The organism is Mesorhizobium sp. M0077 (genome assembly GCF_040322955.1).
Classification (GTDB): domain Bacteria; phylum Pseudomonadota; class Alphaproteobacteria; order Rhizobiales; family Rhizobiaceae; genus Mesorhizobium.
This window is the reverse complement of record NZ_JAMYUL010000007.1, coordinates 207951-225149: the sequence shown is the minus strand read 5'-3', so window position 1 is coordinate 225149 and position 17199 is coordinate 207951. Positions and strand designations below refer to the sequence as shown.

The window sequence follows — 17199 nt, the reverse complement described above, 5'->3', positions numbered from 1 at the left end:
GTAGCTCCACACACTGGTTTCGGATACTGCCAGAAGATGAACCTTCGCCGCATCGTCCTCATCGTCGCGCTTCTCAATCTTGCCTATTTCGGGATCGAGTTCGCTGTGGCGCTCGCCATTGGATCAGTGTCCCTGTTCGCCGACAGCATCGACTTTCTTGAAGATGCTTCCGTGAACCTCCTTATCCTGCTCGCACTTGGGTGGTCTGTGCGCTCCCGTGCGCGGGTGGGGATGGCGTTGGCGCTCATCCTTCTCATGCCGGGTCTGGCAACGCTCTGGACGGCTTGGGAGAAGTTCAACGTGCCGGTGCCGCCGCAGCCCATCGCCTTGACCTTGGCGGGACTTGGCGCTCTCGCCGTCAACCTGTCCTGTGCCTACATGCTGGCCGCGCACCGGCATCGTGGCGGCAGCCTCACAAAGGCGGCCTTCCTGTCGGCCCGCAACGACGCCTTGGCCAACATCGCCATTATTGCCGCAGGGTTGGTCACGGCCTTGCTCTGGCATTCCGCGTGGCCCGATTTGGCGGTGGGATTGGGGATCGCGGTCATGAACGCCGACGCGGCCCGCGAAGTGTGGGAAGCTGCCCGTGAAGAACACCGTGCGGCGGCCTGAGAGCACGTAGAGCGGGGCTACCGGCCGCCGCTGATTGGCGCTATCACTGTCATCCTCAGCAGCCGCGGTTGGCTCTGTGTTCGAGGCACTGTTCGAACCCGGAGGGTTCGCAAGGGCGACCGCCCGTCGGCCGGTCAGGCCGCCCCATCGGAGCCCATGAGCGAAGCGAACTGGCGTGAGATCAAAAATGGTGCCCCTAGCCGGAATCGAACCAGCACTCCTTGCGGAACTCGATTTTGAGTCGAGCGCGTCTACCAATTCCGCCATAGGGGCTCAGGCCCAAAGGCCTGGATGGGCGCGGACTATACGGTTGGAGGCCTGTTCGTCAACTGGCCAAATGCGCCGCCGTGCCCTGCTTGCGGCAAAAGCCCGCCTTTCTGTTTCATGAAGCTCCTGCCATTGTGCGGCGCGGGAAATCTTTCTAGACAGACGCGCATCAAAGCGCGTTGCGTGTGGCAACCTGCATCCAGGAGAGCCGATGCTTCGCGGACTTTACGACTGGACCTTGTCGCTGGCGGCCCGCAAATCCGCCGAATGGTGGCTGGCCTTCATCGCTTTCGTCGAAAGCTCGGTGTTTTTCATACCTGCCGACGTCTTGTACCTGCCCATGGCGTTGGCGCGGCCCGAACGCGCCTATCGCTACGCGCTGACCGCTACTGTCGCGTCGGTGCTGGGCGGCATTGCCGGCTGGCTGATCGGTTACTATGCCTACGACACGATAGCACGGCCGATGCTGGAGCACTTTGGCGGCCTTGACGCGTTCGAGAGGTGGCAGTCGGCCGGCACCGGGCTGATGCTGGTGCTGCTCGTCACATCGGGTGCCGCCCACCTGCCGCCGATCAAGGTGGTCACCATTCTGGCAGGCGCCCTCCACGTCAATCTTTTCGTCTTCATCGTCTCCGCCATCCTGGCGCGTGGCGCTCGTTTCCTGCTTCTTGCCTGGCTGCTGCGCCGCTATGGCGAAGAGATCAAGGAATTCATCGAGAAGCGTTTGGGATTGATCGTCGGCGCCGGCGCCGCCGCCCTGATTTTGCTCTATATCGTCGTCAAATACGCCTTCTGACCGCCCAAGGCGGGCGGTGGGTCAGGACTATGCCGGCGGACGGCGAATTCAACGGACGAAACATGACAGCCACGATGACAGCCGATACCGGACGCCAGCGGACGCGCACCGCTTTGTTTCTCGCCGTCGCCATGGCCGCCACGGTCGGCTCCGCGCTCGCCTTCCAGCACATAGGCGGCTACATCCCCTGCCATCTGTGCCTGGAGCAGCGCACGCCCTATTATATCGGCGCCCCGCTGATGCTGCTGGCGGTGATTGCCTCGATGCTCAGCGCGCCCGCATGGCTGACGCGCGGCCTGCTTGCCGTCGGCGGCCTGCTGATGCTCTATGGCCTCTATCTCGGCGTCTATCATTCGGGCGTCGAATGGGCCTGGTGGCAGGGTCCGGCCGATTGCACGGCCGGCGCCGGCCCGGTCGACACCGGCGGCAAGGGCGTGCTCGACGCGCTCGACAAATTCGTGCCGCCGTCCTGCGACAAGGCCGCTTTGCGCATCCTCGGCCTGTCGCTGGCCGGCTGGAACGCCATCGCCAGCTTCATCCTCGCCGCCATCGCCTTCCGCGGCGCGCTGGCCCGCGATTAATCAAGTGCGAGGTCGCGCCATGCGGCCAGTCTCTAAATGTTGGCACCGCCCCTCATTGCCCTGCCGGGCATCTCTCCCCGTATAGTGACGGGGAGAAAGACGCAGTCACCAATGGTTTCGCCAAGCCGGAACGCTGAAAGAAGGGCGCCAAATTTGCAGCCAATTCCCTTCTCCCCGTCACTATACGGGGAGAAGGTGGCGGCAGCCGGATGAGAGGCAGGACTGACATCGGCGATTGCCCTAGCAAGGCCGATCGCGCCAATCCCTACGGCTCCAACTCCACATCCCAGTAGAGGTAATCCATCCAGCTTTCATGCAGATGGTTGGGCGGGAACAGCCGGCCATTGTTGTGCAGGTCGTGCACGGTCGGCTGGTAGGGCTTCTGCAGCGGCCACATCTTGGCGTGCGCCGGCATCATGCCGCCCTTCCTCAGATTGCAGGGTGAACAGGCGGCCACGACATTCTCCCACGTCGTCGCCCCGCCGCGATGGCGCGGGATGACGTGGTCGAAGGTCAGATCCTCGGGCGTGCCGCAATACTGGCACTGGAAGCGGTCGCGCAGGAACACATTGAAGCGGGTGAATGCCGGGTGCCTCGACGGCTTCACATAGGCCTTAAGGCTGACGACGCTGGGCAGCTTCATCGAAAAGGTCGGCGAAGACACTGCATGCTCGTATTCGGCGACGATGTTGACCCGGTCGAGGAACACCGCCTTGATGGCGTCCTGCCAGGACCAGAGCGACAAGGGGTAATAGCTGAGCGGACGGTAATCCGCATTCAGCACCAGCGCAGGAAGCCCATCCGGAGATACGGCAACCGTCACCTTGTTGACCTCCTCGTTCTAGAACCGATCGGCGCGGATACTGTAAGCCCGACATGACAGGGATGTGAAGCGGATTGTCATCAGCCAAAAGCGGCAAAAATGCAGGATTTTCATGCTTTTTTACGGCTTCAGGCCGGAGGTGCCGCATCCCGGCCCCTGGTTTCGCGATAATAGGACCAGAAAAGCCGCGATGCGACGCCTCGCCACGGGCTCCATGATTCGGCCAGAGCGATCAGCGTTTTCTCCGGCGGACGCGGCTCTATGCCGAGCGCGTGGCCAACCGCGCTCTGCAGCGCGACGTCGCGCGCGGGAAAAATATCGGGGTGGCCGGCGGCAAACAGGAGATAGACTTCCGCCGTCCACGGGCCGATGCCCGGCACCGCGATCATAGCCGCGATCGCCTCTTCGGCGTCGAGCGAACAGAGGTGATGCAGGTCGAGCCCCTCAACCACGGCCTGCGCAACCGCGATCAGACCGCGCTGCTTCGGCCGCGACAGCCCGGCCCCGCGAAACATGTCCTCGCCGGCGGCAAGGATCGCCTGCGGCGTCAGCGGATCGACCAGTTTCACCAGCCGGCCGAAAATCGCATCGGCGCTCGCACGGGATACTTGTTGCGAAACGATAATGGAGGCCAGGCTTCGAAAACCGGGTTCAGAGAGCCGAAGCGGCACCTCGCCGGCCATGCCGCGCACCTTTTCCAGGCGCGGATCGATTGCGCAAAGCGCATCCAGCCCGCGCGCAATATCGTCCAGTGTCGCGATGCGTTGCATGTTTTCTTGTTCCTGAACCGGCCGCACGGTAGCAATTGGCAAAACCGCTGCACAACCCGATTGCCGCTTGTGAGATGACGCTCCTGACATTCCGCTTCGCGCCGAGCCCGAATGGCGAACTGCATCTCGGCCATGCCTATTCGGCATTGCTCAACCAGCAACTGGCGCGTGCCGCCGGCGGCCGCCTGCTGCTGCGCATCGAGGACATCGACACGATCCGCTGCACGCCTGAATTCGAGGCCGGCATCTTTCGCGACCTCGAATGGTTAGGTCTCGAATGGGAACAGCCGGTGCGGCGCCAGGCCGAGCATTTTACCGACTACCGGGCCGTGCTCGACCGGCTGGTCCGCGAAGAACTCGTCTACCCTGCCTTCATGAGCCGTGGCGAGATCAGGGCCTTCATCGCCGACAGCGAAAAGCGCGGCCGCGACTGGCCGCGCGACCCGGACGGCGTGCCGCTTTATCCCGGCGCCGACAAGGCGCTGCCGATCAGCGAACGCAACCGCCGCATCGCCGAAAATGCGCCCTTCGCCTGGCGCCTCGACGTTAAGGCGGCACTGGCGCGCGTCGGCACGGATTTGTCCTGGCGCGAATTCACCAACGAGACGCTTTCGGCGACGCAGCGCGTCGAGGCGCGTCCGCAGGACTGGGGCGACGTCATTCTGGCGCGCCGCGACATACCGACCAGCTATCACCTGGCCGTCGTCGTCGACGACGCCCTGCAAGGTGTGAGCCATGTCGTGCGTGGCCGCGACCTCTATTCCGCGACCGGCATCCAGCGCCTGCTGCAGGAATTGCTCGGCCTCGGCCAGCCGCAGTATTTCCACCACCGTCTCATACTCGGACCGGATGGGCGCAAACTGTCGAAGAGTTTTGCTGATACCGGCCTTGCCGCGCTGAGGCAGGCAGGCATGTCGCCGGACGATGTCAGGCGGCTGGTCGGGCTATGACTAAAGCCGGGCCAGCCCCGCCTTGAGCAGCGCCAACGCGCCGACAAACGCGAAGGCGCCGCCCAGTCCCCAGGCAACCGCGAGCTTCAGATCTCTCAGGACGATGCCATGTTCGTTCGCGGCCATGACCGCGGCGAAAAAGCCGAGCGTGAACAGCAATGTGTTGCCGGTCGACCCAAAACCGTCCTCCTGCATGATGGCGTCGAGCGCTGAACCGAAGAAGAAGCCGAACACGGCCACACTGGCCACCGTCATCAACAGCCAGCTTGTGTCCAGATGCAACAGCATGCGCACTCCCTGTCGAAGCCGAAACGCCATGTCGCCGGATCCATCGACAGAAGTCGATTGCCCTGACGCCGCCCTTTGAATTCGGCCACCCCCTACATCAGGATGAGCTTATGTACCAATTGTTTCGCTTTGCTTGCCGGATTGAACCGCATTAGAGCAATTGCCGTATTTGTCTCTTCACCCACCGGAAACGGCTTCCCCGAAAATGCACAGTCTCAAGCGGTTCATCCCCGCCTCGTTTGTCGTCCTGTGGGCGACAGGTTTCATCGGCGCGCGCTACGCCATGCCCTGGGCGGAGCCCTTCACCTTTCTGGCGGCCCGCTTTGTCATCGCCGCCTTGCTGCTCGCCGGCCTGATGCTCGTGCTTGGCTCGAAGCGAGCCACAAGGGCAGAAGCGCTTCACGCCACGGTCGCCGGCATCCTCATGCATGGCATCTATCTCGGCGCGGTGTTCTGGGCGATCCACAGGGGCATGCCCGCCGGGCTTTCGGCGCTGATCGTCGGCCTGCAACCGCTGATCACCGCCGTGCTTGCCGGCCGGTTCCTCGGCGAGGCCATCCTGCCGCGCCATTGGGCCGGCCTTGCCGTCGGCCTTGTGGGAGTGATCATCGTGCTGTGGCCGAAGCTCGGCGCGCTCGGCGGCGGCGTTACGCCCGAAACCCTGGCGGCGTCGCTGGTCTCGGTGCTGGGCATGAGCGCCGGGACCATCTGGCAGAAGCGCTATGCCTCGGGCGGCGACCTGGTGGCGGCGACGATGTGGCAATATATCGGCGGCGGCTCGCTGATGATCCTGGCTTCGCTGGCACTGGAGACCCACACGGTGATCATCAACGGCGAACTGATCTTCGCCATGGCCTGGCTGGTCCTGGTGCTGTCGATCGGCGCCATCTTCCTGCTGATGGTGATGATTCGCGACGGCGAGATGTCGAAGGTCGCGTCGCTGTTCTACCTGGTGCCGGCCGTCACCGCAGTCATCGCCTGGGTGCTGTTCGGCGAACAGCTCAGCCTCGTGCAGATCGTCGGCATGGCAATCGCGACGCTCGGCGTCGGGCTGGCCACGGCTCGGCCAGCCAGAACCTAGCTGCCGACACGTGCGCGCGCTTCGAGAAAGCGGCTGATCGCCGCATTGAGTTCGCCGCCGAGGATGAAGATCGCCGACAGCATATAGAGGAAAACCACGGCGATCATGATCGAGGCGAGGCCGGCATAGGTCGTCACATAGGACGAGAAATGGTCGAGGTAGGTCGCGAACATCGTCGAGCCGACAAGCCACGCAGCCAGAGTGAAGATGATGCCAGGCACCAGCGAGACAAAGCGGCGCTTGCCCGCCGGCAGCCAGTAGTGGACGGCAAACAAGCCACCGATAATGACGGTTGAGGCGATGACGTAACGCCATAGCGTGATCGTGCCCGTATAGGGTTTGATCCACTCGAAATGAGCTTCCGCCAGCCGCGCCAGCAAAGGCGCAAAGACCAGGAGCACGCTGATCGCCAGGAAACCGGCCGTCGCGATCAGCACGAAGAAAATGCTCTGCACCCGGCGGTAGATGATGCCGCGCGTTTCGGCGACGCGGTAGGCGCGGTTGAGCGAGGTGCGCAGCGCCTCGATGCCGTTGGAGGCGAAATAGGCCGCCAGCAGCACGCCGTAGGTCAAAAGATCGGTGCGCCGCACGGTCAGCACGTTGAGCACTTCGCGCGCGATAGGCTTGGCGATCTGTTCGGGCCAGGTGTCGAAGACCAGGTGCACGGCAGTATCGGCGAACGCCTGCGCGCCGAGGAAGCTCGCCAGCGTGGTGGCGAAGATCAGGAACGGGAACAGCGCCATGAGCGAAGTGATCGCCAGATGGCTGGCCATGGCCCAGCCGTCATCGGTGTTGAAATGGCCAAGCGCGTCATAGAGCACGCGGCGCAGCACGACGATATTCCGCATCAAGAGCCGCGTTCCCTTCGATTGTCTCGACGCCGCGAATATGGGAAGGGATTGTGGCAAATGGCAACCCTTGCTCAAACCACGATGCCGCCTGCCAAAGAGTTGCGCACCATCATCGTCACCGGCGCCTCGTCCGGGATAGGCGCCCACTGCGCCCGTGCACTGAAGGCGGATGGCTGGCGCGTGTTTGCAACGGCGCGCAAGCCGGATGACATAGCCGCACTTGAAGCCGACGGCATCGAGGCCTTTTATCTCGACTACCGTGAGCCGGATTCCATCGCAGCACTTGCGGCATCGGTGCTGGAGCGGACAGGCGGACGCCTCGACGCCCTGTTCAACAACGGCGCCCATGCACAGCCCGGCGCCGTGGAAGACCTGCCGGTTGCGGCATTGCGCGAGCAGTTCGAGGCCAATTTCTTCGGCTGGCACGACCTCACCCGACGCATCGTACCGGTAATGCGTCGCCAGGGACATGGCCGCCTCGTTCATTGTTCCTCGATCCTTGGGCTAGCGCCGGTCCCTTTTCGCGGCGCCTACTCAGCCTCCAAGCACGCGCTCGAAGGCCTGATGCTGTGCATGCAGCAGGAACTCAGGGGCAGCGGCATCCATGTCTCGCTGATCGAACCGGGGCCGGTGATCTCGAAAATCGCCAGCAACGGGCTGTTCTGGTTCCTGAAAAACATCGACCACGAGAATTCCGTCCACCACGTCGCCTATGCCACGCAGCTGGCGCGGCTTCGGGCCGGCGGCAGCTCATCACGGCTGAAAAAGGGGCCGGAGGTGGTCTATGCGGCCTTGCGCCATGCACTTCTGTCGCGGTGCCCGCGCCCGCACTATGTGGTAACAGTGCCGGCCAGGATTGGCGTGATGCTCAAGCGCATCCTGCCGGCATCGATGCTCTACCGCGTTCTGGCCGGACGCGCCTGATCGCAACAGAACTGGGAACAGATCATGGCAACCGTCATCAAAGTCCTCCTCGTCCTCGTCATGGTCGCCGTGGTGATCGTGCTTGTCCGCGGCCTCATCAACATGATGCGCGGCGGCTCCGGTGTGAGCTCGAACAAGCTGATGCAGGCACGCGTGCTGCTGCAGGCGCTGGCGTTGGCACTGATCCTGCTGGTGGTGTATTTCACCCGCAAGTGACGGCCGTTCGGGAGGCGACGTGGTCAAGCTCAACAAGATCTACACCCGCACGGGCGATGACGGCACCACTGGCCTCGGCACCGGTGAACGCAGGCTGAAATCCGACCTGCGCGTCGATGCCTACGGCACCGTCGATGAAGCCAATGCCTGCATCGGCATCGCCCGCCTGCACACAGCGGCAAGTTATCCCGCCATCGACGCCATGCTGTCCCGCATCCAGAACGATTTGTTCGACCTCGGCGCCGATCTCGCCGTGCCCGACGACGGCAAGCCGCTCGGCTACGAGCCGCTGCGCATCATCGCCTCGCAGACCGACCGCGTCGAAAAGGATATCGACCTTCTCAACAAGAATCTGCAGCCGCTCAAATCCTTCGTGCTCAATGGCGGCACGCCGGCGGCGGCAGCACTTCATCTTGCCCGCACCGTGGCGCGACGGGCCGAGCGGATCATGGTGGCACTGGCGCAGGACCCGGCCGAACATGTCAATCGCGAGGGGCTGAAATACATAAACCGCGTCTCGGACTTTCTGTTCGTCGCCGCTCGTGCGGTCAATGACAACGGAAATGCCGACGTGTTATGGGTGCCCGGCAAGAACCGCTGAATTTTCGAAGGCGGGAAAGGGCTTGGGGCATGTTCATCCCGCTTTACGACTCCAACAGGTTGCGCCACATCCGGCTGCAATATGTGACGATCGGCCTGATCGCGGCCAACGTGTTGGTCTTTCTCATCACGACGATCGGCGGCGAAAATTTCAACAACGCAGCCGTGCTCGGCTTCGGCTTCATTCCTTCGGTTGTCCACGACACGGCAGAACTCTCGCCCCAATTCGTCGTCATTCCCGAGAGCCTGAGTTACCTTACCTATGCCTTCCTGCATGCCGATATCTTTCATCTCGGCGGCAACATGCTGTTCCTGTGGGTGTTCGGCGATAATGTCGAGGACGCACTCGGCCACATCCGCTACCTCATCTTCTACCTGCTTTGCGCCATCGCCGGCGCCTTCTTCCAGGGGCTCGTCGCCTGGAGTTCGGAGGTTCCGCTGATCGGCGCCTCCGGCGCCATTGCCGGCGTCGTCGCCGCCTATCTGGTCCTCTACCCTCGGGTGAAAGTGTGGGTGCTGGTCTTTGCCCGGATTCCGCTGCGTATCCCGGCCTTCATCCCGCTGATCCTGTGGATCGGCTTCCAGGTGGTGATGTTTGCCGCCGGCGGCGAAAACCAGATATCCTGGGCCTGCCACATTGGCGGCATCATTGCCGGTGGCGTGCTGGTGCTCATCATGCGCAGCCGCGGCGTGCCGCTGCTCGCCGGTGACGACGGCGAGCCGGAACCCGCCGATCAGCCAGCCGCTTCTATTGGGCCGGCGCCAGCCGGTCCGGCTCCCGTGCAACCTGAGACGCGTTGGGGCCGGGGTGGCGCTTCCGGTCACAACTGAACCGATTTGAGTGGTTTGGCCGCTGCCGTGGCATATTGACGTGTTGCGTCGCCACAACTACGGAGAGCGCCACCGCTAGGCGGCAGAAGACCAGAATTCGTCCGGCCAGGATTCCGTTTGGCCGCAATTCAGTCAGGAATGTCGGCTTTCGACAACTCTGCGGAGGCGCACGCTGCTATAGCGCGCCCGGATATCTCAGGAGAGGTGACAGGCAAATGAAGATCCTTGTGCCCGTGAAGCGGGTTGTGGATGCGAACGTCAAGGTTCGCGTCAAGGCTGATGGTTCGGCGGTTGAACTCGCCAATGTCAAGATGGCGATGAACCCGTTCGACGAGATCGCGGTGGAAGAGGCACTCCGGCTGAAGGAAGCCGGCAAGGCCGAAGAGATCATCGTCGTTTCGATCGGCCCGCAGCAGGCGCAGGAAACGCTCCGCACCGCGCTCGCCATGGGCGCCGACCGCGCCATCCTGGTCAAGACAGATGAACAGACCGAGCCGCTCGGCGTCGCCAAGGTGCTGAAGGGCGTCGTCGACGCCGAGCAGCCCGGCCTCGTGATCCTCGGCAAGCAGGCGATCGATGATGACTCGAACCAGACCGGCCAGATGCTGGCCGCCCTGCTCGGCTGGGCACAGGGCACCTTCGCCTCCAAGGTCGTGCTCGACGGCGACAAGGCCAAGGTGACGCGCGAAGTCGATGGCGGCCTGCAGACGGTGGAACTGAAGATGCCGGCGATCATCACCGCCGATCTTCGCCTCAACCAGCCGCGCTACGCCTCGCTGCCCAACATCATGAAGGCCAAGAAGAAGCCGCTCGACGAAAAGAGCCCGGCCGATTACGGCGCCGACGTCAAGCCGCGCCTGAAGGTGCTCAAGACCGAGGAGCCCAGCGGCCGCAAGGCGGGCGTGAAGGTCAAGAGCGTCGCCGAACTGGTCGACAAGCTGAAGAACGAAGCCGGCGTGCTCTGAGACTGGAAGGAACAGATAAAATGACCATTCTCCTCATCGCAGAACACGACAACGCAACTCTTTCCGACCAGACCGCCAAAGCGCTCTCGGCGGCGCTGCAGATCGGTTCGGACGTGCATGTGCTGGTCGCCGGCAAAGGCGCCAAAGGCGCTGCCGACGCCGCCGCCAAGCTCAAGGGCGTGAGCAAGGTGCTGCTGGCCGAGGCCGACGAACTGGCCGAGCGCCTCGCCGAACCGCTCGCCGCACTCGTTGTCTCGCTGGCCGGCGCCTACGACACCATAATCGGGCCGGCGACCTCGTCGGGCAAGAACGTCGCGCCGCGCGTGGCGGCCCTGCTCGATGTCGCGCAAGTCTCCGAGATCATCGAAGTGGTTTCACCAGACACGTTCAAGCGGCCGATCTATGCTGGCAATGCGATCCAGACGGTGCAGTCTACCGACGCCAAGAGGGTCATCACTGTGCGCACCGCCTCCTTCCAGGCTGCCCCCGAGGGCGGCTCGGCAGCTGTCGAGACGGTGAAGGCCGCGGCCAATCCCGGCCTCTCCACTTTCGTCGAGAACAAACTCTCGGAAACCGACCGTCCGGAGCTGACCTCGGCAAAGATCATCATTTCGGGCGGCCGCGCGCTCGGCTCCTCGGAAAAGTTCCAGGAAGTCATCCTGCCGGTCGCCGACAAGCTCGGTGCAGCCGTCGGCGCCTCGCGCGCTGCCGTCGACGCCGGCTACGCCCCGAATGACTGGCAGGTCGGCCAGACCGGCAAGGTCGTGGCGCCGGACCTCTATATTGCCGTCGGCATTTCCGGCGCCATCCAGCACCTTGCTGGCATGAAGGATTCGAAGGTCATCGTCGCCATCAACAAGGACGAAGAGGCGCCGATCTTCCAGGTTGCCGATTACGGCCTGGTCGGCGACCTGTTCGTCATCCTGCCGGAACTGCAAAAGGCGCTTTGACGCTCTCTGCCAAAGCGTATTAAATTGTGAAAGGGTGGGGTAGACGAAGCTGCCCCACCCTTTTAGTTTGCACTGCACAAAAAGCAGGCCGCAAAGGCCTTTTCGACGGGATCGCTGCAAATGGCCAAGATCGAGACGATCGGCATCATCGGCGCCGGCCAGATGGGCGGCGGCATCGCGCATGTATCAGCACTTTCGGGTTTCAAGGTGCTGATCTACGACGTCTCGCCCGACCGTATCGAGAAGGGCATTGCCACGGTCAGCGGCAACATGGCCCGTCAGGTCGGCTCCGGCAAGCTTGAGGAAAAGCTGCGTAACGAAGCGATGGCGCGCATTTCCGCAGCCCCCACCATGGCTGATCTCGCCGGTGCCGATCTGGTTATCGAGGCGGCGACCGAGGACGAGACGGTCAAGCGCAAGATTTACGCGCAGCTCTGTCCCCAGCTCAACCCGGAAGCCATTCTGGCGACCAACACCTCGTCGATTTCGATCACCCGGCTTGCGGCGCAGACCGACCGTCCCGAGCGTTTTATCGGCATACATTTCATGAACCCCGTGCCGCTGATGAAGCTGGTCGAACTGGTGCGCGGCATCGCTACCGAGGATCAGACCTTCGAGGCGGCCAAGGCCTATGTGAAACAGCTCGACAAGACCATCACCGTCTCTGAAGATTTTCCGGCCTTCATCGTCAACCGCATTCTGTTGCCGATGATCAACGAGGCGATCTACACGCTCTATGAGGGGGTCGGCTCGGTCGATGCCATCGACACCGCCATGCGGCTCGGCGCCAACCATCCGATGGGACCGCTGCAGCTCGCCGATTTCATCGGCCTCGACACCTGCCTGTCGATTATGCAGGTGCTGCATGACGGCCTGTCGGATTCGAAATATCGCCCCTGCCCGCTGCTGGTGAAATATGTCGAGGCCGGCTGGCTCGGCCGCAAGACCGGGCGCGGCTTCTACGACTATCGCGGCGAGCATCCGGTTCCGACGCGCTAACCACCAGAACGAAAGTTCCGTGCTCCCTCAGGACGCCGCTGCAAGCGGCGGCTCTGCTTGGCCTCTTGACCCGGTATCGTCAGGCGCCACGGAAACACAGCCGCGGCCGGCGGCCTTGGCCGCATAGCAGGCAGCATCGGCCCGGGCGATGATCTCGTCGACTTCACCGCTGTTGCTGTGGATTGGCGCCAGCCCGATGCTGGCATCGATCGCATGCGGCCGGCCGTCCCAGCTGAACTGCAGGCCGCGGATGGCGTCGATGACAGAGCGTGCGGCAATCCTGGCGCCGGCGCTCGGCCCGGCTTTCAGGATGACCGCGAATTCGTCGCCGCCGAGGCGGGCCACGATATCCTCCGGCCCAAGCGCACCGCGAATGGCCTCGGCAACCCGCTTCAGCAAGGCGTCGCCGGCGGCGTGCCCGCCAGTGTCGTTGACCAGCTTGAAATGGTCCAGATCGATGAACATGAAATGATGTTCGCCCGCCGACCTGGCTGTGCCGGCCTTGCGGCTCCGGTCGACCAGTTCCTCCATGGTGCGGATAAAGCTCGAACGGTTGGCAAGGCCGGTCAGCGCATCATGCGCGGCGGCATAGGCGAGCTGGCGCTGCAAGGCGCGCGCATCGGTGAAGTCCTGGAAGACGATGACAAGACCGCAGAACTCCTGGCGGTCGTTCATGATCGGCGACACCACCTGGCGGATGCTGCAGCGTGTGTCGTCGCGACGGATGAGGACGGCGCGACTGTTCTGGTCGGCAGGGCTGGCGCTGCCGAGCGCCGGCCGCGTCATGCCGATCCTTTGCCCGGTTTCTTCGTCCACCGCCCAGTAGACATGGCCAAGCGTCTTGCCGAGCGCCTCCGCGCCAACAACGCCGGTGAGCTTTTCGGCGACCGGGTTCATGAAGGTGATGCGGTTGGCGGCATCGGTGCAGATGACGGCGTCGCCGATCGACTGCAGCGTCACCCTCAGCCGCTCCTTCTCGTCGGCCAGCATTGCCGCCGATACGATGAGGCTTTCCTCGGTTTGCTTGCGCTGGGTGATGTCGGTCAGGCTGCCGATGGCCCTGACCAGCCGTCCGTCCTTGTCGCGTTCGAGCGTCTTGCCGCGGTCGAGGATCCAGACCCAGTGGCCATCCTTGTGGCGCATCCGGAACTCGGCTTCGAAGAACGGTGTCCTGCCCTCCAGATGGGCACGATCGGCTTCGGCGACGTTTTCGCGATCGTCGGGGTGGATCATCGCCAGCCAGCGGTCGGGGTCGCCGTCCAGTTCGCCATCGGCATAGCCCAGCATCTTCACCCAGGTGGCGGAGTAGGTGGTGCCGCCCTTCCGCATATCAAGATCCCAGACGCCTTGTCCGGCGCTGGCCAGGGCAAAATTCCAGCGCGTTTCGGCTTCGGCTATGCGCGCCTCGGATTGCTTGCGCGCATCGATATCCTCGATCTGGGAGACCAGGTAGAGCGGGCTCCCGCTCTTCTCGTCGCGAATGACGGAACCGGCAAGATGGGCCCATACCGGCGTGCCGTCCTTCCTGAGGTAGCGCTTTTCGAAGTGGAAGGCGTTGACGGTGCCCGCCCGCATGCCGTCCATCGTCTCACGGCCGATCTGCACATCGTCGGGATGGGTGATCTGGAAGAAGGTCAGCGCCTCGATCTCCTGCTTGCTGTAGCCGAGCATGGCGGCGAAGGCCGGGTTGGTTTCATGGATGCGGCCGTCGAGGCCGACAATGGCGATGCCGATCGCCGAATCCTCCATGGCGCGGCGGAAACGCTGCTCGCTTTCGGCGATCTGCCGGCGGTCGTCCAGTATCCGGTAAATGAACAGGGCGGCGAGAATCAGCGCAACGGCGGCGACCGGCACCGATATCTGCAAGCATAGCTTCAGCACTTCGGCGCTGACATCGAGCCGCGACAGCAGGAGCGCGACCACGGCAGCGCAAAGCCCTCCGGCCGCAAGCACCAAAGCCACGTGACTGTCAGCCCGCAGGCTTTTTCGCTCTCGCCGCATCACTGTGCATGCCACCCCATGCGCAACACATTTCTGCAAAAAACACTGGATGATCGATTTTAAGGAAAGGTTGCGCCGGAGCCACCGGCAACACGGTGAACCCGCAAACAATTGCCGGCATGATTAAGGATCGGTGATTATTGGGCGATCTTGAACGGCCCGGTCACCAGCGCACGAAGAACCGTCCCCCGAGCGCGCCCAGACCGGCGAGGACGGCGATGGCGAGCGTGTACCAGGTGGCGACGAAAAGCGGCGAATCGTCGAAGCAGTGCGCGGCGTAGAAGGTCGCCGCCAGGCCGCCGGCGAGCAGTCCCGCGACCGCCCCGGCCAACACCGGCCGCGTCGGCGCGCCATAGCGCAGCATCCACAGGAAGACGGCAAGCGGGCCGATGCCGATCAGCGGGATGAAGCCCATGCAGATCATCATGTTGGAGCCGACCATGCGCGTGCTCCACATCGGCTCCGGCACCATGAACAGTTCGAGAGCCACCGCCACGGCCACCAGCAGCGGCGCCGCCAGCATCCAGGCCGCGGCTCTTGCCGTCGAAGCGCCAGGCGTCGACAACGCCCGGACCAGGCCAAAGGCGGTGACGGCGAGCACGATGGTGAACACGAACTTCGCCAGGAACCGCATCGTGTGCATGGCGGTCATGATGTCGGGACGCGGGCCGATGGTGAGAAAGAAGACCAGAGCCGCGATCACCGCCGCGGCTGCGGCCGCCATCAACCAGGCCGAGCGCAGCGGCATCGCCTTGCTGCTTGTGTCGGCGTCGAGTGCCTTGATGAGATCCTCCGTCCTCATGTCACTGCCGCCCGAAGCGCCCCTGCCCAAATCGCTTGGCGATCGCGGCAAGCCCGCGATGCAGCGACACCCGCACCGCCGTCTCGCTGACGCCGAGCCTGGCCGCCGTCTCGCCGATGGAGCGGCCGTCGACCGAGATCGAAGAAACGACGGAACGCTGCGCAGCCGGCAGTCCGTCCAGCGCCCGGTTGATGTCGCGTTCGCTGACAGTCTCGGTTTCCGGCTCGGCAAAGGTCTCGGCGATCTCGTCGATCTCGATTTCGATGCGCCGTCCGCGCCGCCGGAAAGCATCGATCAGCTTGAAGCGGGCTATCGCATAGATCCATGGCAACACCGGCGCGTCCTGGCGCCAGGTATGCCGTTTCACATGAATGGCCAGCAAGGTTTCCTGCACGACATCCTCGGGATCGACCCCGCCCTGTACGATCTTGCGCCTCGCAAAGCCGCGAACCAGCGCGGCGATCCGGTGCAAAAAGTCGGCGTAGGCCCTTTCATCTCCCGCGATCGCGGCCCGCATCAGCCGGGAAAGCTCGGCCTCATCCTTGCCGCTCACAAGAGTTCACTCCCCGATCTTCGCGCCTCGGCATCGATTTGTTACGTGTCCGGCGAAATGATGTCCAAGCCAAAGTGCCGCAAAATCACGAAAGTTTGCGGGAGCGGCGACCGATTGAAGCAGCCGAGCAATGTTGACTACTGCTGTCAGGTATCGATAGGTGCAGCCTGCGAAACCAGAACCACCGAGATTGAGGATGACGCCATGAGATACACGCTCTCCACCCTAGCGGGGGCCACAGCGCTGGCCGTGAGCATGATCGCCGGGCCGGCGATGGCCGCGGATGCCGGCATCATCGTCTACAACGCCCAGCATGAGAGCCTGGCCAAGGAATGGGTCGAAGGTTTCACCAAGGAAACCGGCATCAAGGTCACGCTGCGCAATGGCGGCGACAGCGATTTCTCCAACCAGATCGTCGCCGAGGGCGCTTCTTCGCCGGCCGACGTGTTCCTGACCGAAAACTCGCCGGCGATGACCCTGGTCGAAGCGGCGGGCCTTTTCGCGCCGGTCGACGCCGACACGCTGGCGCAAGTCCCGGCCGAATTCCAGCCGAGCAGCGGCAGATGGGTGGGTGTCGCGGCGCGCAGCACCGTCTTTGCCTACAACAAAACCAAGCTCACGGCCGAAAAGCTGCCCAAATCGATGCTCGATCTCGCCGATCCGAGCTGGAAAGGCCGCTGGGCAGCCTCGCCTTCCGGCGCCGATTTTCAGGCCATCGTCAGCGCGCTGCTCGAGCTCAAGGGCGAAGCCGCAACCGCCGACTGGCTGAAGGCCATGAAGGAGAATTTCACCGCCTACAAGGGCAACGGCACGGTGATGAAGGCGGTCAATGCCGGCGAGATCGAAGGCGGAATCATCTACCACTATTACTATTTCGGCGATCAGGCAAAGACCGGCGAAAACAGCAAGAACGTCGAACTGCATTATTTCAAGAACCAGGATCCCGGCGCTTTCGTCTCGATCTCCGGCGGCGGCGTGCTCGCCTCGAGCAAACACCCGAAGGAAGCCCAGGCGTTCCTCAAATGGGTGACCGGGAAAGGCGGCCAGGACGTGCTGAAGACCGGCACGTCCTTCGAATACGCTATCGGCAAGGACGCGCAGTCCAATCCCAAGCTGGTGCCGCTGGCCGACCTGCAGGCGCCGAAGGTCGATCCGGCGACACTGAACTCCAAAAAGGTGACGGACCTGATGACGGCAGCCGGCTTGCTTTAGGCTGGGTTCGTCCTAAAAGGGCAACGATTGCGCTCCTGCCGGACTTTCCGCAGGAGCGCTCTGTTTTCGAGATGGCATTGTCCATGACAACACATTGCGTTTCCGGCCGCGCCTGCGGCGCCCCCGC

General features: G+C 63.4%; 20 protein-coding genes and 1 tRNA gene. 13 read left to right on the top strand and 8 right to left on the bottom strand.

What is annotated here, in order from left to right; genetic code table 11:
- The first annotated feature begins 36 nt into the window (after window positions 1-36).
- Window positions 37-612, top strand: a complete 576-nt coding sequence (locus NKJ57_RS16675; RefSeq protein WP_023673757.1) for a cation efflux transmembrane domain-containing protein — start codon at window positions 37-39, stop codon at window positions 610-612.
- Window positions 613-800: 188 nt separating this feature from the next.
- Here the strand turns inward: NKJ57_RS16675 and NKJ57_RS16670 are convergent.
- A tRNA-Leu gene (locus NKJ57_RS16670) sits at window positions 801-885 on the bottom strand.
- 205 nt (window positions 886-1090) lie between these two features.
- On the opposite strand from NKJ57_RS16670, the gene NKJ57_RS16665 reads away from it, so the two are divergent.
- Together NKJ57_RS16665 and NKJ57_RS16660 are read left to right on the top strand one after the other, a co-directional pair.
- The gene (locus NKJ57_RS16665; RefSeq protein WP_023673756.1) at window positions 1091-1675 is read left to right on the top strand and encodes a YqaA family protein; all 585 of its coding nucleotides are present in this window, start codon (window positions 1091-1093) and stop codon (window positions 1673-1675) included.
- 62 nt (window positions 1676-1737) lie between these two features.
- The gene (locus NKJ57_RS16660) at window positions 1738-2256 is read left to right on the top strand and encodes a disulfide bond formation protein B (RefSeq protein ID WP_023731053.1); all 519 of its coding nucleotides are present in this window, start codon (window positions 1738-1740) and stop codon (window positions 2254-2256) included.
- A 265-nt stretch (window positions 2257-2521) separates the two neighbouring features.
- Here NKJ57_RS16660 and NKJ57_RS16655 read toward each other — a convergent pair whose 3' ends face one another.
- Both NKJ57_RS16655 and NKJ57_RS16650 read right to left on the bottom strand, forming a co-directional pair.
- Window positions 2522-3079, bottom strand: a complete 558-nt coding sequence (locus NKJ57_RS16655; RefSeq protein ID WP_008874122.1) for an HNH endonuclease — start codon at window positions 3077-3079, stop codon at window positions 2522-2524.
- A gap of 128 nt (window positions 3080-3207) precedes the next feature.
- Window positions 3208-3849 (bottom strand): DNA-3-methyladenine glycosylase family protein, encoded by a 642-nt coding sequence (locus NKJ57_RS16650; RefSeq protein ID WP_352511803.1) that lies wholly within the window; start codon window positions 3847-3849, stop codon window positions 3208-3210.
- A 74-nt stretch (window positions 3850-3923) separates the two neighbouring features.
- Between NKJ57_RS16650 and gluQRS the strand changes: the two genes are divergently transcribed.
- Complete coding sequence (gene gluQRS, locus NKJ57_RS16645) at window positions 3924-4799, top strand: tRNA glutamyl-Q(34) synthetase GluQRS (RefSeq protein ID WP_352511805.1); 876 nt, start codon at window positions 3924-3926, stop codon at window positions 4797-4799.
- On the opposite strand, the gene NKJ57_RS16640 is transcribed toward gluQRS, so the two are convergent.
- On the bottom strand, window positions 4800-5087 hold the full coding sequence (locus tag NKJ57_RS16640) for a hypothetical protein (RefSeq protein WP_352511806.1): 288 nt from the start codon (window positions 5085-5087) through the stop codon (window positions 4800-4802).
- Between the two features lie 205 nt (window positions 5088-5292).
- Here NKJ57_RS16640 and NKJ57_RS16635 point away from each other — a divergent pair, with 205 nt between their 5' ends.
- A complete protein-coding gene (locus NKJ57_RS16635) occupies window positions 5293-6168 on the top strand; it encodes a DMT family transporter (protein WP_352511807.1) in 876 nt (291 codons plus the stop codon).
- On the opposite strand, the gene NKJ57_RS16630 is transcribed toward NKJ57_RS16635, so the two are convergent.
- Window positions 6165-7016: a YihY/virulence factor BrkB family protein gene (locus tag NKJ57_RS16630; protein WP_023671675.1), complete on the bottom strand. Its 852-nt coding sequence runs from the start codon at window positions 7014-7016 to the stop codon at window positions 6165-6167. The genes NKJ57_RS16635 and NKJ57_RS16630 overlap by 4 nt on opposite strands.
- Window positions 7017-7076: 60 nt before the next feature.
- Here NKJ57_RS16630 and NKJ57_RS16625 point away from each other — a divergent pair, with 60 nt between their 5' ends.
- The 7 genes from NKJ57_RS16625 (at window position 7077) to NKJ57_RS16595 (ending at window position 12504) form a co-directional block, all read left to right on the top strand.
- Window positions 7077-7943: an SDR family oxidoreductase gene (locus tag NKJ57_RS16625; protein WP_352511808.1), complete on the top strand. Its 867-nt coding sequence runs from the start codon at window positions 7077-7079 to the stop codon at window positions 7941-7943.
- Between the two features lie 24 nt (window positions 7944-7967).
- Complete coding sequence (locus NKJ57_RS16620) at window positions 7968-8159, top strand: twin transmembrane helix small protein (protein WP_023671673.1); 192 nt, start codon at window positions 7968-7970, stop codon at window positions 8157-8159.
- A 19-nt stretch (window positions 8160-8178) separates the two neighbouring features.
- Window positions 8179-8760 carry a cob(I)yrinic acid a,c-diamide adenosyltransferase gene (locus NKJ57_RS16615; RefSeq protein ID WP_023828413.1) on the top strand — a complete coding sequence of 194 codons (582 nt, stop codon included), beginning with the start codon at window positions 8179-8181 and terminating at the stop codon, window positions 8758-8760.
- A 29-nt stretch (window positions 8761-8789) separates the two neighbouring features.
- Window positions 8790-9590, top strand: a complete 801-nt coding sequence (locus NKJ57_RS16610; protein WP_023671671.1) for a rhomboid family intramembrane serine protease — start codon at window positions 8790-8792, stop codon at window positions 9588-9590.
- 215 nt (window positions 9591-9805) lie between these two features.
- On the top strand, window positions 9806-10555 hold the full coding sequence (locus tag NKJ57_RS16605) for an electron transfer flavoprotein subunit beta/FixA family protein (RefSeq protein WP_023671670.1): 750 nt from the start codon (window positions 9806-9808) through the stop codon (window positions 10553-10555).
- Between the two features lie 20 nt (window positions 10556-10575).
- On the top strand, window positions 10576-11505 hold the full coding sequence (locus NKJ57_RS16600; RefSeq protein ID WP_023671669.1) for an electron transfer flavoprotein subunit alpha/FixB family protein: 930 nt from the start codon (window positions 10576-10578) through the stop codon (window positions 11503-11505).
- A 120-nt stretch (window positions 11506-11625) separates the two neighbouring features.
- Entirely contained in the window at window positions 11626-12504 is an 879-nt protein-coding gene (locus tag NKJ57_RS16595; protein WP_023671668.1) for a 3-hydroxybutyryl-CoA dehydrogenase, read from the top strand.
- A gap of 27 nt (window positions 12505-12531) precedes the next feature.
- Here NKJ57_RS16595 and NKJ57_RS16590 read toward each other — a convergent pair whose 3' ends face one another.
- The 3 genes from NKJ57_RS16590 to NKJ57_RS16580 all read right to left on the bottom strand — a co-directional run bounded on the left by NKJ57_RS16590 (window position 12532) and on the right by NKJ57_RS16580 (window position 15860).
- Window positions 12532-14466, bottom strand: coding sequence for a PAS domain S-box protein (locus NKJ57_RS16590; RefSeq protein WP_050587141.1), 1935 nt, complete (start codon window positions 14464-14466; stop codon window positions 12532-12534).
- A gap of 202 nt (window positions 14467-14668) precedes the next feature.
- Window positions 14669-15307 carry an NrsF family protein gene (locus NKJ57_RS16585; RefSeq protein WP_023671666.1) on the bottom strand — a complete coding sequence of 213 codons (639 nt, stop codon included), beginning with the start codon at window positions 15305-15307 and terminating at the stop codon, window positions 14669-14671.
- Window position 15308: 1 nt separating this feature from the next.
- Window positions 15309-15860 (bottom strand): sigma-70 family RNA polymerase sigma factor, encoded by a 552-nt coding sequence (locus NKJ57_RS16580; protein WP_023671665.1) that lies wholly within the window; start codon window positions 15858-15860, stop codon window positions 15309-15311.
- 204 nt (window positions 15861-16064) lie between these two features.
- Here NKJ57_RS16580 and NKJ57_RS16575 point away from each other — a divergent pair, with 204 nt between their 5' ends.
- Complete coding sequence (locus NKJ57_RS16575) at window positions 16065-17072, top strand: iron ABC transporter substrate-binding protein (protein ID WP_023685327.1); 1008 nt, start codon at window positions 16065-16067, stop codon at window positions 17070-17072.
- Window positions 17073-17199: the final 127 nt, after the last annotated feature.